Source organism: Maribacter aestuarii (genome assembly GCF_027474845.2).
Lineage (GTDB): Bacteria > Bacteroidota > Bacteroidia > Flavobacteriales > Flavobacteriaceae > Maribacter > Maribacter aestuarii.
In genome coordinates this window covers 2,757,720-2,775,824 of sequence record NZ_CP107031.2, presented here as the reverse complement: position 1 = coordinate 2,775,824, position 18,105 = coordinate 2,757,720, and the positions used below count along the sequence as shown (strand labels likewise).

Annotated in this window: 16 protein-coding genes; 6 read left to right on the top strand and 10 right to left on the bottom strand. The window is 41.0% G+C overall.

All coding sequences use genetic code 11. The features are described from left to right. Window positions 1-181 precede the first annotated feature (181 nt). Entirely contained in the window at window positions 182-1,441 is a 1,260-nt protein-coding gene (locus N8A89_RS12595) for a serine hydrolase (protein WP_289644404.1), read from the bottom strand. After that, complete coding sequence (locus N8A89_RS12590; protein ID WP_281542566.1) at window positions 1,438-4,353, bottom strand: PEP/pyruvate-binding domain-containing protein; 2,916 nt, start codon at window positions 4,351-4,353, stop codon at window positions 1,438-1,440. The genes N8A89_RS12595 and N8A89_RS12590 overlap by 4 nt, the downstream gene beginning before the upstream one ends. Before the next feature lie 226 nt (window positions 4,354-4,579). On the opposite strand from N8A89_RS12590, the gene N8A89_RS12585 reads away from it, so the two are divergent. Together N8A89_RS12585 and ppgK are read left to right on the top strand one after the other, a co-directional pair. Then, window positions 4,580-4,888 carry a hypothetical protein gene (locus tag N8A89_RS12585; protein ID WP_281542565.1) on the top strand — a complete coding sequence of 103 codons (309 nt, stop codon included), beginning with the start codon at window positions 4,580-4,582 and terminating at the stop codon, window positions 4,886-4,888. A gap of 179 nt (window positions 4,889-5,067) precedes the next feature. Next, window positions 5,068-5,817, top strand: a complete 750-nt coding sequence (gene ppgK, locus N8A89_RS12580) for a polyphosphate--glucose phosphotransferase (protein WP_281542564.1) — start codon at window positions 5,068-5,070, stop codon at window positions 5,815-5,817. 35 nt (window positions 5,818-5,852) lie between these two features. Here ppgK and N8A89_RS12575 read toward each other — a convergent pair whose 3' ends face one another. The 5 genes from N8A89_RS12575 to N8A89_RS12555 form a co-directional block, all read right to left on the bottom strand. After that, window positions 5,853-6,752, bottom strand: coding sequence for a DUF6503 family protein (locus N8A89_RS12575; RefSeq protein ID WP_281542563.1), 900 nt, complete (start codon window positions 6,750-6,752; stop codon window positions 5,853-5,855). 33 nt (window positions 6,753-6,785) lie between these two features. Continuing rightward, window positions 6,786-7,574, bottom strand: a complete 789-nt coding sequence (locus N8A89_RS12570; protein ID WP_289644403.1) for an SDR family NAD(P)-dependent oxidoreductase — start codon at window positions 7,572-7,574, stop codon at window positions 6,786-6,788. A 233-nt stretch (window positions 7,575-7,807) separates the two neighbouring features. Then, window positions 7,808-9,607: a translational GTPase TypA gene (gene typA, locus N8A89_RS12565; RefSeq protein ID WP_281542561.1), complete on the bottom strand. Its 1,800-nt coding sequence runs from the start codon at window positions 9,605-9,607 to the stop codon at window positions 7,808-7,810. Window positions 9,608-9,713: 106 nt separating this feature from the next. Next, the gene (locus N8A89_RS12560; protein ID WP_281542560.1) at window positions 9,714-10,256 is read right to left on the bottom strand and encodes a hypothetical protein; all 543 of its coding nucleotides are present in this window, start codon (window positions 10,254-10,256) and stop codon (window positions 9,714-9,716) included. Window positions 10,257-10,324: 68 nt separating this feature from the next. Beyond that, window positions 10,325-12,724, bottom strand: a complete 2,400-nt coding sequence (locus N8A89_RS12555) for a TonB-dependent receptor (protein WP_289644401.1) — start codon at window positions 12,722-12,724, stop codon at window positions 10,325-10,327. A gap of 197 nt (window positions 12,725-12,921) precedes the next feature. Between N8A89_RS12555 and N8A89_RS12550 the strand changes: the two genes are divergently transcribed. From N8A89_RS12550 to N8A89_RS12540, 3 genes are read left to right on the top strand one after another with little or no spacing between them, the layout of a single operon-like run. Further along, the gene (locus N8A89_RS12550) at window positions 12,922-13,512 is read left to right on the top strand and encodes a hypothetical protein (protein ID WP_281542558.1); all 591 of its coding nucleotides are present in this window, start codon (window positions 12,922-12,924) and stop codon (window positions 13,510-13,512) included. 20 nt (window positions 13,513-13,532) lie between these two features. Beyond that, window positions 13,533-14,603 (top strand): sensor histidine kinase, encoded by a 1,071-nt coding sequence (locus N8A89_RS12545; protein ID WP_289644400.1) that lies wholly within the window; start codon window positions 13,533-13,535, stop codon window positions 14,601-14,603. Beyond that, entirely contained in the window at window positions 14,600-15,322 is a 723-nt protein-coding gene (locus N8A89_RS12540; protein WP_289644399.1) for a LytR/AlgR family response regulator transcription factor, read from the top strand. The genes N8A89_RS12545 and N8A89_RS12540 overlap by 4 nt, the downstream gene beginning before the upstream one ends. Here N8A89_RS12540 and N8A89_RS12535 read toward each other — a convergent pair. Next, the gene (locus N8A89_RS12535) at window positions 15,319-15,903 is read right to left on the bottom strand and encodes a hypothetical protein (protein WP_289644398.1); all 585 of its coding nucleotides are present in this window, start codon (window positions 15,901-15,903) and stop codon (window positions 15,319-15,321) included. The genes N8A89_RS12540 and N8A89_RS12535 overlap by 4 nt on opposite strands. 73 nt (window positions 15,904-15,976) lie before the next feature. Between N8A89_RS12535 and kdsA the strand changes: the two genes are divergently transcribed. Beyond that, window positions 15,977-16,795 (top strand): 3-deoxy-8-phosphooctulonate synthase, encoded by an 819-nt coding sequence (gene kdsA, locus N8A89_RS12530; RefSeq protein ID WP_289644397.1) that lies wholly within the window; start codon window positions 15,977-15,979, stop codon window positions 16,793-16,795. Here the strand turns inward: kdsA and N8A89_RS12525 are convergent. Both N8A89_RS12525 and N8A89_RS12520 read right to left on the bottom strand, forming a co-directional pair. Then, window positions 16,792-17,172 (bottom strand): DUF1801 domain-containing protein, encoded by a 381-nt coding sequence (locus N8A89_RS12525; RefSeq protein ID WP_281542552.1) that lies wholly within the window; start codon window positions 17,170-17,172, stop codon window positions 16,792-16,794. The two genes, kdsA and N8A89_RS12525, sit on opposite strands and share 4 nt — an antisense overlap. Before the next feature lie 545 nt (window positions 17,173-17,717). Continuing rightward, window positions 17,718-18,074, bottom strand: coding sequence for a cupin domain-containing protein (locus N8A89_RS12520; RefSeq protein ID WP_054557928.1), 357 nt, complete (start codon window positions 18,072-18,074; stop codon window positions 17,718-17,720). Between the last annotated feature and the right edge of the window lie 31 nt (window positions 18,075-18,105).

Genomic DNA, 18,105 nt, shown 5'->3' with positions numbered 1-18,105 from the left:
ACGTAAGAGCACGTTTATTTCTACTATCTCCACAATGTAATAAAAATCGGGTCAATACCCATATTCATTGTTTATAACGGTATAGCATACCATTACAAACGAAAACAAACGTTTAAAATCGGGTAAAAAAAGACCCAGTTCAATAAGCTGGGTCTTTAAAATAAATCGCTTTTTAATCTAACTATTTTCTAATAATCTTATCAATATTTCCTGCCAAGTACATATGGTCACTTGCGGAGTTTTTACGTAGTACGTTGGTCATCAATACAACCATATACCTGCAATTGTCCGGGTGTTCTACTATAATCACCGAATTCATAAAATTGGTTACGTTCCCCATGTATTTACCACAGGCCTCACCTTTGCTTCGGTCACATTTGTACAACGAACCGGATTTAAAATACACCGCTGCTTCCTTAAGTGCCGGTGACTGCGCATACCGTATCCTACGATCGGTCATATACATCAACCGCTTCATTTCTAGGCTAGACTTTTCGTCCACGACCTTACCTTGTTCCAGCTGAATCAGGAATTTCATTAATCCTTGTGGCGAACCAATACTACCGCCCTTGTCCCCTACATAGGTATTGGCACCTCGGGTAAAAAAACTGCCCAGTCGCCATTCATCGGCTCTTATTCCCAAATCCCGTAAGGGCAGGTTCACTACATCGTTGCCCAAATCCGTTAGTTCCTTTCTTGGGGTTTCCTTAAAATAGGCATCCGCCTCATCTTGGGTCAGCTCCGGATATTTCTCGCCAAAGACGGCCATCAGCACTACTTCGCGCCAAACGATACTTGCCGCACCGTTATTACTTACGGACAACATATGGTCCGTCCACTCATATAAGGTGAAAACATCGCTGGCGATTACCTGGCGTTTTACCAAAGTGTTCTTTTCAATATTGTAAATGGGAATGGTGTGCTCGTCCGTGAGTCCCCAAACCCCTGCTTTAACCGATTTGTTCTTCAACAGTTCCGTACGTTTTTCCCATGAGTCCGGATAAATTTTGGCCAACTGTACGAACAATCCATTCAAAACTGCCAGTTTTCCGACACTTCCCGGTTGGTAGCCGGCGGTTTCGTTGCGCTCTGCGTAGCGGATATCATTCACATCGGAAATATCCAAAACGGTTAACGAATAACTTCTGTCCAAACCACGGAACAAGGCGTTGATTTCCTTTTGAAAATCTTCATCCACAGTCATAAGCCCCATGGCGCTATCTTCCTTCCGTTCCAATAGATTCAGTTGAATCTCCTCCCACGATTTCATCGCACCGACAGGTAAGGTGCTGGCATCCTTAATTTCGCCGCTTTTAATACGTTCCAATCGTTTTAAACGTTTTATTCCGGTGCGCTCATAACCGTCTATAGGGTAATACGTATACGTGGTAAAGGCCGAAGCGACCATTACTACCAGGACTATAAGGATATATTTTCTCATTGTAATTTTGTTGAAAGTGAAATTGATTTGCTGCCATCTATTTTAGGGGTGATATACTCCAAGTAACCAGAACTCACTGCCTTTTTGTTCTCCACGAACGGACGTATTTGAAATAACCAAAGCTTGTTGTCCTCAAATCCCAGTTCTACATCGTAGGCACCCTCATAATCGGACTTGGTTTCTTTTGGAAGCTTTTTCCGAATGGTTGTAGCCAAATCCCTGATCGCCTCAAGGTTCTTGTTATTTAGTACAGGCTGCTCAAAAGATGCTGTTTTTTTTCCGGTGCCTCCGGTTTCCGGCAAACTGTTGTAATAAATTTCCCGAGCCGGGGCCAACAAACGGTATCCGCCGTCATGCTTTATGGTATAGGTCTCAGCAGATTGGCCATCCACAGCACCTCCTGCTCCACGACTAAAGGCAACCGTTAAGTCCTTGTCATTGCCGGAATTAATACCTTTGGTAATCAATACCCCTGAGTAATCTACATCCACACTGGGAATCACCAAAATAGAGGGAAATACATTCTCCGGGTTCAATAGATATTTTTGACGCCATTTAAAACTCCGCTCCGTGTAGGGAGATGCCCATACCTCTTTTACCCCGTTTAGGATTTTCTCCTTGTCCAATACATTGAACAGGGTAAGGTTTAGACCGGCGCCGGTAAAATCCTTCAAGTCCTCCATATTGGTATCACTTCGCAAGAAAACCGGAATCGAACCCAAATCTTTACCAAGAATTTTGATGAAACTGGTCTCCAGTTCAGAAAGAAAACTCTCTTTAAGCGGCATCTTTTTTATGGCAGCACGCAAGGTTTCCAATTGCCTAAGTTGAAAATTCTCCACCTCGGGATCCGGAACGTTGGCGCTCCTCATTTTTTCGGCCTCAGCAAACATCTCGTTTAGAAATCTCCAATACGAAACATTTTGTCCTGGCATGTTCTGATCCATGTGGTCCCTAAAAATACCGAAAGGAATAACCAAGCCCTCAACCACCTGCTCGGGGAACATCTTTTTCAATTGGCCCAGATTGGCGGCTTTTGGGCCGCATAACTCACCGGAATCACTGGCGTCCACATTTCGCATATTCAGGACACTCGTATTGTCCAACCGTATTTCCTCAATAGGTACTTCAATCTTATCCGTATTCCGTTCCTTCTTGGCAAAGAGTTCCCTTTCCTGGGCGGTCATTTGCGCTTCAGGTTTTAAAATCACGTTTCCTTTATTGGACACCGCATAAAAGACCCGTTGGCCGTCATATTTCTTTAAACTCTGTAAATTCTCATCCGATAAGGCGGCATTGGGAATTCCCAAATTACGGGCCAGCAATTGCACGTGTGACACCATGTTGCCCTCTGCCACCGTAGCAATTCCGGCCACTGGTTTTAGGTCGGATGGGGAACGTTGGAAAATGTAAATCTTATCCGAAGACACTTCAATATCCTCGGATGACCCGCCGATAACGACCAACTCCCCAAAAGCATAACCCGGGTTTAAGCCACGGAAAGAACTTTGATTGGGAATATCCATTACCTTATTCGTCAATTCCGATTCTTTAGCAATAAAATCTCCTAACTCCCCAACACTTTTGCCCAAATGCAAGGCTATGGAACCCCTTATCCGATCATCAATAAAACCGTACGCCTTTGGCTCAAAACCGGTGTAGGCATCCACGATATTCTGGTAATTGGCTTTAACCATAGCAGCGCTCCATTCCACGGCTCCGCGGGCGGTTTCCAAAATGGTCGTCAATTCCGCCAAGCTTAGTTCCTCTTTTTCAGATTGGCTCAAAGTGCTGGTAATTTGATCCCATTCCCAAAGTTCCAAATAACCTGCTCCCGTCACCGCCGTACCAAGCGCACATATCTTTTCCAGCTGCTCGCTTACGGTATTAGGTTCCCATTTCTGTGCGTTTTGGAATAAAATTTCCTCCAGTTTTAATGAAATATCCAATAGCTGTAAGCGCACCACAGGGTTCTTCTCGGAAAGGATACCTTCCCTGATGTCCAATAGCAAGGCTGCCGTCTCCGAAACCAACATTGAAGATGGTAAAGTTGGATTTACAAAATCGGCATAGTTCTTTAGCTTATCCCCTAACGGGCCAGTTTTGGCCAGGGTTGCTTTATCCACACGTTTTTTAACGTCCACAGGAGCGAAAAAATCTCTCATGGTGAGTACCAGACCATCCAACTTTTTATTCAAATCTGACGTGAGCTTTGCACTATTTTTTTGTTTAAAATCGATTACCTTTTGGATATCCGATTTCTCCGGAAGACTATGAATCTTAACCCTGAGGTCCATGAAAGGTAGGTAGGCATCCGAAATAACTTTGGATTGGCTACGCATCAATTGGGAGATATTGTCGTCCCCACTATGTGGTACATCCCTTAACGATTGCCGAATAAGGAAATAGTTCTGCTCCAGCACCTCATCTTTCGAGACCAACCATTTGTAAAAATCCACGCCCCAGGATTCCTCGTCCTCTACTTGTACCGCACCGCGATAAAACTGTCCTTTTTGATTGATCCAGCCATTGTCCACGGTTCGCAGGTATTTGTCCAATTGGTACTGTTTCAACCTGGAATGATCGGCTTCCTTATCCCAAAACTCTTCTTTGGTAGTATAGGCCAAAATCTGTCCCAAATAAATATGATGCGCTTTTCCAAGGGCAACTACCTCATCCTTGTACCTTGCGTGCTGCACCCCGGGACCAATGTTTTCGGGACAGGGATCTTTTGGGGCACGGACACTACCGTCCGTACAGAACCAACGGATGTCCTTGTAAGGGCCTCGAATATCATTCTTATAGGTATTTACCTGGACCTTTATCTGTTCAAAGGGAAGTTCTTTCTGAGCAGTGAGGATATAAAATCCACAAATCATCAATAGTGATGATAATAGGTAACGTTGCGTCATTTTTTTGAGTTAGCTGAAATCAAATTATATGCCAAAGGTAATATCAAATTTGGTGAGTTATCAAAATTCTTCTTAAAAAGATAGTGCTGTTTCTATAACTGAAAATCAACAATTTAATAGGTAATTCATCGTTGTAAATATGTCTAAAAATTTGTACTACTGTATGAAAATATTTACGTCATTTGTAACATAATTTTAGACCAATAATTAATTAAAAAAATAAATAATGAAAACACTTTTAGTTTCAATTTTCCTAGTAGTTGCATCCTTTTCAAATCTTGTCGGACAAGAAACCGAAACAATGACGGGTACCTTCAACGGCTATGAGGATGGCGTATTTAATTTTACGGATACCGATGGTTATTCTATGGAATTCAATCACATATCCGATAAAGCAAAAGCGATGATTGACTTGACTCAAGACCAGTTTGTTGGAAAGCTTTTTCAGGTCACCTTTACAAGTGAAACCGAGGTTGACGACGAGGACGAAGAGATGACCAGCAATACCATAGTCGGTATAAAGGTCATCGAATAGTAGCTTTGGCGTACACTTAATTAGCGCAAGGGTTACAATTGTTGCATCATTTCAAAGGGACTTCGAGTCCCTTTTTTAATGCTTAAAGATCTTTAGCGATGGAGGGTTTGGACAAAATTGAATCAAATTCCAAGAGCCAATTCTTTTTCGTTACTTTGCGCATAACATAAAAGATTAGCATGGAAATTCTAGGTATAGATGTTGGCGGTTCGGGTATCAAGGGAGCTATAGTAGACGTGGAAACAGGTGAAATGTTGACGGAGCGTCACCGTATCAGCACTCCCGAATCGCGCAATCCTGAAGACATGGCCAATGTTGTAGCAGAAATCGTAAAACATTTTAATTATAAGGGAAAGGTTGGTTGCGGTTTTCCAACAGTCATTAAAAAAGGTATTTGCAAATCTCCTGGAAATTTAGACCCTAGCTGGCTCGGGGTAAATATTGAAAAACTTTTTGAAGATAAGACCGGTTTGGATTTTACGGTAATTAATGATGCCGATGCAGCGGGTTACGCGACTATGACCTATGGTATTGGACAAGGCAAAAAAGGTCTTGTGGTCATGATTACCATCGGTACCGGTCTAGGTAGCGGCGCCTTTTTTGATGGTCGTCTGATTCCGAATTTTGAACTGGGCCAAATCCCCTATAAAAAATATAAGAAAATTGAACTTTGGGCTGCCGGTTCTGCGATGGAACGCGAGGGTTTGAGCTACAAGAAATGGGGAAAGCGGTTTAATAAGTTTTTGAAGTACGTTGACCTTATTATAGCACCCGACCTTATTATTCTTGGTGGCGGTGCATCCAAGGATTTTGATGAGTTTAAGGATTGTATTACCATTGAAACGCCTGTTATACCAGCAGAACTAAGAAACCAGGCCGGTATTATTGGTGCAGCGGCGGCAGCAATGCATAAAGCACCTAAAATCTAAAACTACAAGCGCCATTATTTTTTATAAAGGAGTACTTATTCTATCACCTTCGCACCTTCGGGCATGTCAAAGAAATCTTGGGGAAGATTATTTTCAAAATGAACGTCCGACACATCGATCTTGGTGATATACTCACCAGGTTCTTCATCCTCCGTAAGCCAATGTGTTTTGTAACCCGTTGGGAAGAGAATTCCGTCCACCCTGTTTTCGCCAATAACTTCCATAAATTTTTCAGGCAAATGTCCACCATCCTTAAAGTAGGCAGGATAGGATACGATGTATCGGATAGCGCTTAAAAGATGGTTATCCTCTTGAAAATAAAGAATATAATAATCGTCCGGAGCGTCCCCGGTACCTTCGTCAAAAGTGACCTTTACCACATCATGGGATTTGTTCTTGTACATCTTTTTAGGCAAGACCTCTAGATTGACGCCTTCTCCGTCCAAAATAAAAGGTTGTCCTAAAAAATAAATTGGGGTCAAGGCCCAAAACTTGGTGTCGTACTTAAAAGCCGTACTATCTTGAGCTTTCATCCAAGCCGTATCACCGGTCCAACCATAATGCGCCGTACTATCCGTAGTACTTGTATGTCTGGCCTTATTGCTCCAAGTGTCTATGGTTTGATAACTGTCGCGCTGCGTACTACCATCCACCGGTTGATAGTTAAACCGAAAGGACAAAGGTCCGTTAGAATACCACTTTGCCAAGCCCCCATGGGCCTCCATGGCATTCCACACAATGCTGCCCGCCTCGGTTTCTTCTAGCTTCGACTTCGCTTTTTCAACACGATTTAAAATCCAAGACTGGGGAATGTATTGAGAAGACTCCGTTTCCGCTGGGTTAGCTTTTGCCTCTACTTCGGTTTTGGATTTCTCCTTACAGGCAATTGTCGTCAATAAAACTAGGATTATTAGGGCTTTGGAATAAATGCGCATCGTATAACTATAATTTTTTGAAATTGACCAATCTTAGATTGCCCTATGATTTGCACTTTTCTCTTCCCATTGTTTGTAGTTCTTGGCAATCTGTGCATCAAACTTTGCAGGACTCTCAAAGTTCATTTTATTTTCCATCAGTCGTTTCTCTCCACCAAAGATTACATGTAATTCCTTTTTCATTAAACCTTCCAATGACCTTTGTGCGACCATCTCCGGAGAATCCATTTCTCTTTCTTTAAACTTTTGCATCATATCGGTATCTGTTGCCGTCGGGTAAGCACAAGTGACGCTTATCTTGTGTGGAGCAAGCTCTCTTCGTGTAGCATCGGAAAATTGTCGGACAGCCGCTTTTGTACTCCCGTACACAGTGTAGAAGGGCATTCCCAAAAGACCAAGTCCCGAGGAAATATTAAGGATGGCTGCCTCCTCAGAGGATTTTAGTAACGGAATACAATATTTCGTAAGCAAAAGGACTGCGGTAAGATTCACCGCAACTTGATCATACAGATCTTCATCTGAAATATCTTCCAAGGGACCGGCGGATATAATTCCCGCATTATTGATAAGAATATCCAAATACCCCCATTTATCCTCTATTCTGGCAGCGGCTTCCCTGAGCACATCTATATCGGCCACATCGCCCGCAATACGCAAAAACTTCACTTCCTGAAATTCGGTGGCAAGTTTTTTAAGGTTTTGTTTATCCCGTGCGATTACGGCAATATGTCGAACTCCATTTTTAACCAGTTCTTCTACCAAGCATTTGCCAATACCACGGGTACCTCCCGTTATCAAAACTTTTTTTCCTTCAAAGTCCATAAACACTAAAATTGATTTAGGTTGTATTCTTAGCCTTAAAATAGAGAAATTAGGACGCCCATACCAAGAAATACTATTGGGAATGAGAAGAATTATCAAAGCACCAATTTTGGATACTCCTCTTTACGGAATCATCAAAAAGAAACCCCTTTTACCTACCTAAATTTTGCAACCTTAATTTTGGAAAACTTAAACGTGCATAAAAAAACCCTGAGGTCATCAGGGCTTTTGTCTTATGCTATTTTATTCCGTTTCCGGTCGTTCTCCGTGAGGTAAATCTTCCGAAGCCTTAGATGTTTTGGTGTAACTTCCACATACTCATCTTTCTGGATGTATTCTAAAGCTTCCTCCAAAGAGAACTTGATGGCCGGAACAATTTTAGCTTTATCATCCGCTCCTGAGGAACGCACATTCGACAACTTTTTTGTTTTGGTGATATTGATAACCATATCGTCACCACGAGAGTTCTCGCCAATGACCTGACCTTCATAGATATCCTCACCTGGATCTACGAAAAACTTACCCCTATCCTGTAGTTTATCAATTGAATATGGTATCGCTTTTCCTTTTTCCATGGAAACTAAAGAACCGTTCTGTCTCTGTGGTATATCGCCTTTCATGGGCTGATACTCCAAAAAGCGGTGTGCCATGATGGCTTCACCGGCCGTTGCGGTCAATAATTGATTACGTAATCCGATAATACCCCGTGATGGAATCAAAAACTCGCATACCATGCGATTTCCTTTGGCTTCCATACTGGTCATCTCTCCCTTACGGATAGAGACCATTTCCACGGCCCTACCTGAAACTTCTTCCGGTAAATCTATGGTCAAACTTTCGATAGGTTCACATTTCACACCATCAATCTCCTTGATGATTACCTGTGGTTGTCCTATCTGTAATTCATATCCTTCTCGCCTCATGGTCTCTATTAATACCGAAAGGTGTAACACCCCACGGCCAAAAACCAAAAACTTATCGGCACTATCCGTTTCGTTAACGCGCAAGGCCAAATTTTTCTCCAATTCACGCTCCAAACGTTCTTTGATGTGTCTTGATGTCACGAATTTTCCGTCCTGACCAAAGAAAGGACTGTCGTTAATGGTGAACAACATACTCATCGTAGGTTCGTCAATGGCGATGGTCTTTAATCCTTCCGGATTTTCTAGATCGGCAACAGTATCGCCAATCTCAAAACCTTCTACACCAACCAAAGCACAAATATCCCCAGTTTCAACCTGCTCAACTTTCTTACGACCCAGGCCTTCAAAAATGAACAACTCCTTTATTTTCGATTTTACGATACTTCCGTTTCTTTTGACCAAAGAAATTTGTTGACCTTCTTTTAATATTCCTCTTGTTAACCTACCAATTGCGATACGACCCGTGAATGAGGAGAAATCCAAGGAAGTAATCAACATTTGCGTATTACCTTCCGTTGGTTTGAACGTCGGGATATGCTCAATAACCATATCCAAAAGCGGTTCAATGGAATCGGTTTCGTTCTTCCAATCGTCACTCATCCAGTTGTTCTTCGCCGAACCGTAAACGGTAGGGAAATCCAATTGCCATTCTTCTGCACCCAGTTCAAACATTAAATCGAATACCTTTTCGTGCACTTCTTCTGGCGTACAATTTTCTTTATCTACCTTATTGATGACAACACATGGTTTCAACCCTAAATCAACGGCCTTTTGCAATACAAAACGTGTTTGTGGCATAGGCCCCTCAAAAGCATCCACTAATAAGAGAACGCCATCGGCCATATTTAATACGCGTTCCACTTCCCCACCAAAATCGGCGTGACCGGGCGTATCAATAATGTTTATTTTGGTATCCTTATAAACTACGGAAACGTTCTTGGAAGTAATGGTAATACCACGTTCACGTTCCAAATCGTTATTATCTAGAATGAGGTCGCCCGTATTCTCGTTTTCACGGAAAAGGCTACAATGGTACATGATTTTATCCACCAAGGTGGTCTTACCGTGGTCAACGTGTGCAATGATTGCAATATTCTTAGTGTTGGACATTAGGGTCTATTTTAAGCGTGCAAAGATACTTCTATTTTTCACTCCGCAACTTAAAGTTATGTTATTTTTATCTTACTGATTTTGAGATGGTTTGCTTTGAGAAGGACTACTTTTTTCTTCCACCGATCACCCAACCCAACCTGGCGTCAACCAGTATTCCCGGATCCGTGCTAAAATTGTCTATAAAAATAGCGGGGCCAAAGGATACGCCCCAATAAAAGCCCTTAGGTCGTGTACGCTGAATACCATATACGGCGGCCACATTGTAAAAATAATCGGAAGTGAATTCCAAATCCCCAATTAATGGGGTTCCAAACTGGAATTGATTTAAAAAACTGATGTAATTCCCTGAGTTTCCTGAAATGTTCTTGTTTTTTCGAAGTCGCCTATCCATATTCACATAATTCCTGTACTCTGCCTGAAGGCCCGGATAAATGCCAAACTCGGTATCCCTATCAGAACCCCCGTTTATGGCAAAGCCAATGATGGCCTCAAAATTCAAGGTAGAAGTTTCTGCAAGACCCAACTCATAGGAGACTCCTGGCAAGAGTGCGTTAACCTTAAAAAGACCATCCTCAACTTTTTTGTCTGGTTGTGCGTTAATCCCGATTACGGAGCTGAAAAGGAAAAGAAAGAAGTATTTTTTCATAATTGGTTTTTAATTTAAAATTGATTCTGGGTATGCAATCAATTTCTATACCAATAGTGATTTCAATATCAGTTTTCTATTCTATCTTTTTCATCTTCCAATCCGGTCTTTCTGCTACGGGCCTTTTTTATCTCATCCCTTCCAAAATCATAGCTGACACTAAAGGCTACTTGCCTACTATCGCTACCTCCGCTACCATCAATGAACAGGTCACCAAATTGATTGGTTCCTTGCCAAGGTATGGTATACAGAATATCATTAAAGGACAATCGGGTGGTTAGTTTATCGCCTAAAAATTTCTTCTGAAAAGCTAGGTTCAAAGAGCCTAATGCCTTGATGGTGTAGGTTCCTCCCCAAACACTCGGGGAACTGTACCATCCGGAAACTTCCATAGTGATAGCGCTTGGCAAGGTAAACGTATGTTGCATGTACATGGACAGCGTTTCTTGTTTTAGCGATATAAATTCTGCACTATTTGCTTTATAAGAACTGGTGTAGGCATTAAGACTTAAATAGACATTCCACCAGTCCTTAATTTTCTTCGGATAGGAAATACCCAGATTGATAATTTCTTGGTCCGCGACATTCCTTGTTGTTATAAAACTTCTGTTCCCTTCCTCAGGTACGGTTACCCTAGCAAAAAAATCGGATACATAGCTATAACTCAAAGAGGTGGTCAACCTGTAATTGTACGTGTGCGAGAACTTTATGTTATCCGTGTACTGGGGTTGTAGGAAAGGATTTCCCTGACTGGAGTAAAGTTCGTCTATCACGTATTCAAAAGGATTTAGGGACTCGTAAGTAGGTCTTTGTATACGTTTACTGTACGTTAATGCAAACTGATTTTTTCGATTTAGTTGATAGGTCAGCCCCCCGGATGGAAACCAGTTCGTATAATTACGTTTTACTTGGTCCTGCTCGTTCTGCTGCATGCTTAACAGGTTGCCTTCGGATATTGTGTTCTCCATACGGAGACCTGCCTGAATATTCCACTTTTCCCATTTGTAATTATAGTTGATGTATCCTGCATTAATTTTTTCTGTGTATTCAAAAGTATTACTACGGGTATTATCCAGTATGAAATCACCGTTGATTCGATTAAAGAAGTCGAAAATATTATTGGACCGTACATTGGATAATTTAAAGCCTAGACCCAGTTTACCCTTAAACAAGTTTTGTTCGTAATCCGTTCTAAACGTGGTAATGGAAATATCCGTTGGCGTTACCTGCCGCGTAGCATTTTCCCTAATTATTTGCGTTTCTGCCCCATTGAAATATATGTTTGGCTGTATGGATGCTCGATCACTATCGTATTTACCAAAATCCAAATCCATATTCAAACTATATCCTAGCGTGTCCGCATATTTATAGTTTAGGTTTCCGTTTAGATTGTACGAGGTGCTGGAACTCCTATTATCGGATACCAATACACTATCGTTCACCCTTGTTCCCACGGGTCTTATGGGCGTCCTGGAATTGCTTTCATTAAAACTGTTATTAAAATTTCCGTTTATTATAGCACCCACCGTACTCTTGTCCGTCGCGTAGAAATCATAACCCAATTTCAAATTGTTGCTATTTCTATCATTGATGCTGTTCGTCCGGGCCAATAATTGCGTACCTGACTGGGTTCTTAGTAAATTTAGATATCCAGTGCTCTTACCGAAGCGGTTACTGTAGGTCCCATATAAATTCCCCTTCTTTGAGCGGTTGTTGAAATTTATACTGCTATTGGTACGGGCAAAATCACCTACGGTCACACCTGCAGTGATGCTGCCGTTAGTTCCCAAACTTTTATCTTTTTTTAGCTTAATGTTGATGATGCCGGCACTACCCGCTGCGTCATATTTGGACGAGGGCTGTGTAATAATTTCAATGGCCTCAATATCGGTAGCCTGTAGACTTTCCAGATAATTCATTAAATCCTCCCCTTGTAGCACAGAGAGTCGGTCATCTATAAAAAACTGTACCCCCGCTTTGCCTTCAACGATTATGCCACCGGAATTATCTATAATTACCCCAGGGGCCTTTCGCAAGAGCTCAAAGGCACTGGTACCCGTTGCGTTTATGGTATTCTCTACGTTGAAAACCGTTTTATCCGCCAGTACTTGTACCATGGGTTTCTCTGCGACCACTTCTACCTCATCCAGCATTTCCGCAGTTGTCTCCAAAACAATATTACCCAGGTCTAAAGAAGTTTCAGTTAATTGAACTTGTTTTTGATAGTCCGCAAATCCGATGTTGGTAATATTCAGATTGAAGGTACCGCTCGGCACATTCTTGATTTCAAAATAGCCCTGTTCATTGGTAATGACCGCTTTTACCAACGTAGAATCTTGTACTTGATTCAGTGTCACAGCTGCGAAAGGAACAGTCTCTTGCTCCTGGGAAAGAACCCGCCCGGAAATGGATTGCGCATTTGCCTGAGTACAGCTAATTACTAGAAATAATGTAAAAATGATTCTCATGTTTTTTTGTGCTTAGCTTATATGCCCAAAATACTTGCTTTTGTTACAGATTAAAAAGTCCAACCTGATGAACGGGCCTATGTGGGGTTGAATCGCCCAAGGACCGTTCAACCCCACATAGGGCCACTCGTCTGAAAGTGCTTTCAAAAATAAGGTTGGTCCCTTAGATTTGGGTGAGAATCAAAAAATAAACTATTATGAGAATTATACTATTACTACTGTCTTTATTTCTAAGTTACTTCGTTTCGGCACAAGATTATTTTGCGCTGGTTGTCAAGAATGATAACACTACTTATAACTATCCTGAAAATGCGGAGATTACCGTAATTGATAGTGTAGGAAATAAGACTATGATTACAAAAAATGATGCGGTTACACTAAAAGGTGATTACACCTTGTCCATTGCCACTCCATGGCAAACAGAGCCCGAAATCCTGAAAAGTGATGGGGGTATTTTAGAGATCTTCATACTCCCGGTAGAACGAAGGAACTGGACACCAGAAATAGATGAGAATTCAGAAACTGTATGGTATGAACCAAAGGATGATTCCCCATCACTTGAGCGGAAAGAAATTATGTATTCAAAAAAGAATCCGGAACGCTATAATGTATTGGCGGTTTTCAACAACGGTCTTGTCTTTAAATATGAGGATGGTAACGTTAGGGCCTGGTTGGATAACGAAGAGGTTCACGTAACAAATCATTATCTTGTGGAAACGCCAGAGGGTCTTTTAAAAGTAAGTTTTGACCCAGAAGATGGCGCGTTTTGGTATGTCTTTGATATTTAATGAAATTATAGAACTCAGTAATGCTCAAAAAACAAAATACCGTATTTAATAATTCTACCGTAAAGGAAGTAGGGGCAATATTGCTGTTCTATTTTGCCTTTGCATGGCTATATCGTATTGTTCTGTGGTATAACGGCATGCGCTATATTGAAGGTGGATTTTGGGGTTGGCTGAATCTTCGTGGTTTTTGGCTTGCCTCGGGAAGGCAATATCTTTTCTTACTTCTGGGTTCTGTAGTCATATGGTTTTTGGGATACTATCTATTGCGCCACAAATCACGGAAACTACAACTTGGGGTAGTGCTACTACTTCTTCCTGTAGTAACTTATTTCATAAGGGAAATTAGATATATAATTATTGATGCTATAGGGGAAAATAGATTGACTGGTTCCGGAGAAATCTGGGATTGGTATATTCCCCTACTTTTTCTATTCTTCCAATTTAGCTGTTTCTTTGCCTACCGCTATTTTGTGGAAAACCAGCGAAAAATTATACTGGAAGGAGAACTTAGACAAGCCGCACTCAAGAGTGAGTTATCGGCCATAAAAGCACAACTTAATCCACATTTTCTCTATAACGTATTCAATACCATCAACGCTTCCATACCCCCGGAAAATGAAAATACCCGGAATATGATTGCGCAACTTAGTGACCTTTTCAGATACCAATTACAAGCTTCCCAATCCGAATTGGTTCCACTCAGGGATGAATTGGAGTTTGTAAAGAAATATTTGGATTTGGAGAAAGCACGGTTTGACGAAAGGTTAGACATTGACATTAACGTACCCGAGGAACTATTGGACGAAATGGTGCCTCCTATGTTGCTACAGCCTCTCGTAGAAAATTCTGTTAAGCATGGCCTGGCCAGTCTCATCGACGGGGGTTCCATAGCAATAAATATTAAAAAAAGTGAAGGGAAGCTGAAATTTGAGATTTCGGATACGGGTATTGGGATTAAGGATAAATCATCGGTATTTAAAAAAGGAATAGGCTTAACAAATACACGTTTACGTTTACAAAAGATGTATAATTCCCAATTAGAGTTAGTGGACAATGAGCCGCAGGGACTTACTATTAAATTTTCCCTATGAAAAAGGTGCTGATAGCAGATGACGAAAAAGCTGGAAGACATCTTATTAAAGAATATATGGTGGATTTTCCTGATCTTATCTTGATAGCCGAGGTCAATAACGGGGTAGACGCCGTTAAGGAAATAAATAAGTTTAAACCAGATTTGGTCTTTCTGGACATTCAAATGCCCGGGTTAACCGGCTTTGAAGTATTGACCAGGCTAGAGGAAATACCCAATATTATTTTTTCTACCGCTTACGACAAATATGCGCTCCAAGCTTTTGAAGTCCACGCCATAGACTACCTGCTGAAACCCTACACGAAAGATCGCTTTAAGAAAGCCATAGAAAAACTGAATCAGACTACGGAAAAAGTGGGCTCTTTGGCACAATCCCTACTCATGGATAAAGCAGAATATCCAGAGCGGGTTTTGGTAGAGAAAAAGGATAAGCTCATCACTATTGCCGTATCCGATATCATTTGGATAGAAGCCTATGGAGATTACTCAAAATTGCATACGGCGAAGGACATTTTGGTCAGCAACTACGGTATATCCTCATTAGAAGATAAATTGAATCCAAAATCCTTTCTACGGGTACATCGCTCTTCCATCATAAATTTGAACAAAGTGAAAGAACTGCATAAATATGGGAAGTCCTACGACATTACCATGGTGAATAACGAAGTTGTTCGGGTCAGTAGAGGCTACATGGATGCCATCAAAAAAATAATGCTCTAATCAAATGTGGGTTTTCTTGATTTTCGTTTGGTCGCCACCCAACCGAAGGTAAAATTGAACAGCGGACCATAACCCGATGGAACTCCGTCGCCACGGTAATAACCCGCACCTAGTTCCGCATTAAAATTGAAGCCGTTTTCATAAGTGCGCTGAATACCATAAGTAACCCCGTAAACGCCCAAGTTAAAATCATCGGGTCCCTCAATATTGGTTGCCAATCGCGCTTGGGAGAAAAAAATACTTCTAGCGGCCGCTATGTAATTTCCAGAATTGCCCGAAACATTCTTGTTCATAGCTATTCTTCTATTAAAATTATGATAATACCTTACCCTTGTGTGGAGTGTCAGTCCTAAGGCGTAACCCTCTTCGTAGGTGGCGTATCCCAAGCCTAATCCTCCCGAAGCGCTCACATTCTTAAAAAGACCAAGCTCATAACTGATACCGGGACTTAGTAAATCGAACTTAAACTGATGCCGTTCCAGATTTACGATACCCCACCCCTTTTCATTTAGACCACTGATTTGCGCTTTTAGCCCAAGCGATAGTAAAATTGCTAAAATCGTGAAGTAATTCTTCGTCATAGGTTCTAGGTTGCTGAGCTAAATCTAAAAAGGAAACCACAACTAAATACTATCTTTATGCAAAATTTAAGAAATGGACCTTACCAAAATACCGCAGATCAAACATACCGCTTCCAATAATTTCTTTTTGCTCTCCGGACCTTGTGCTATTGAGGGCGAGACAATGGCCATGCGCATTGCAGAACATATTGTCACAATTACAGATGATTTAAAGATACCTTACGTTTTTAAAGGCAGCTTTAAAAAAGCCAACCGAAGCCGACTGGATTCCTTTACCGGAATAGGTGACGAAAAAGCACTTAAGATATTGCGAAAGGTATCTGAGACTTTTAAGATACCCACGATTACCGACATTCATACCGAACAAGATGCTGCTATAGCGGCCAAGTATGTGGACATACTTCAAATTCCGGCCTTTTTAGCACGTCAGACAGATTTAGTCGTAGCAGCGGCAGAAACAGGAAAAACGGTAAACATTAAAAAAGGACAGTTTATGAGTCCGGACAGTATGAAGCATGCCGTTAACAAAGTAACGGAAACGGGAAATGAACAAGCCATCATCACGGAACGTGGGGCAATGTTCGGATACCAAGATATGATCGTTGATTTCCGAGGTGTACCTACCATGCAACAATACGCACCTGTGGTACTGGACGTCACCCACTCGTTACAACAACCCAACCAGTCCTCTGGAGTAACAGGGGGTAGGCCTGCACTAATTGGTACAATGGCCAGAGCTGGTATTGCAGCCGGAGTTGACGGGCTTTTTATAGAAACCCATTTTGATCCAGCTAACGCCAAGAGTGATGGCGCCAATATGCTAGATTTAAGTTTGATGAAAAAGCTATTGACGGACTTGGTCGCACTTAGAACAGTTGTGAATCAATTTTAGCGCAAATCTTCACGCTTATAAAAGCCATTTTTTCTAACAGCGTAGGCGTCTTGTAGCACTTCCATCAAGACCACATCATCTATTTGTTCGAGCGATGTATAACGAAGGGACCGTACCACCTTTCGCTTCTCAGAAACCATTTTATCCAAATGCGTGGTCAAATACGCTGAATTCCAAAATCCGAGGTCTACGAAATTTTTCTTTAGAGAAACGTTCATATAGCAGAGGGGCGACTTCCCGCAATAGAAACAGGGAATGTTCCACTTATACTTTAATTCAACCCCTGGAATATTGTTTTCTATGACCATCTGCAGGTGTAACAAGATGCTTCTAAAAGGTTCCGGTTGCCGCAGTATATAATTTTCTGCCGGGTTCATAACCCGGAGGCCGAGGGTTCAAGTCCCTCTCTCGCTACAACTAATCCGTTGAAATTGAATGATTTACATTCAGTATCAACGGATTTTTTTTTGAAGCTCACGGTATACGGTAGCGTATGCGGTTACTAATTAAATCATATAAAATACTGTTATTCTGTACTTTAAAAATCTAAAACCGTCGGGTTTATAATATTTAAGCTAAATCTAAATTTACTATTATTTACTATTCTGTAAATGAGGAAGGGGTTAAGCGTCTTTTTAGTACCAAATAGTCACCCAAACGTAAACACTTTATGTGATATTAGTGATATCAAATGGGTTCCTTAAACACAAAAAGGCAATGATTCCAAAAAAATCCAACCCTTTAATGATTGGATTTTCTCGGTCGGGGTGGCAGAATTGCAACTTTTCATTATAATTAATTATATATCAATCATTTATACAGAATCCTAATTTTATCTGCTTCTTTAGGTTGTGTATAAGCGAATGCTACAATCAACAACAATAGCAGACTTAAACACCTTTTTTTATAGTTCATTATCATACTAGATTTGATTTTTAATAGGCTTAGTAATTTCATTAACAACCTCTCCTGTATGCAATGTTGATTTATTTTCAATAAGCATTATATGGCATTCGTTTTTAGAACTTACCTTATGACTGATTCCCTTTTTCACAATAAACAAGTCTCCCTTTTTCATGGTAAACGGTTCTTGATTTTCTATTTCAAACAGAAGCGCTCCTTTGATAATAAGAAATAATTCATCTTCATTTTTATGATGATGCCAAGGAACTTTATTACCCTGTATTTTCACCAGTTTTATAAAAACATCATTTACTTCACCAATTATTTTTGGAGCATAGTAGTCATTAATGGTGTTTAGTTGTTCGGTTATATTCATCTCAAAATTTGATTATAATAATAGTACTCTA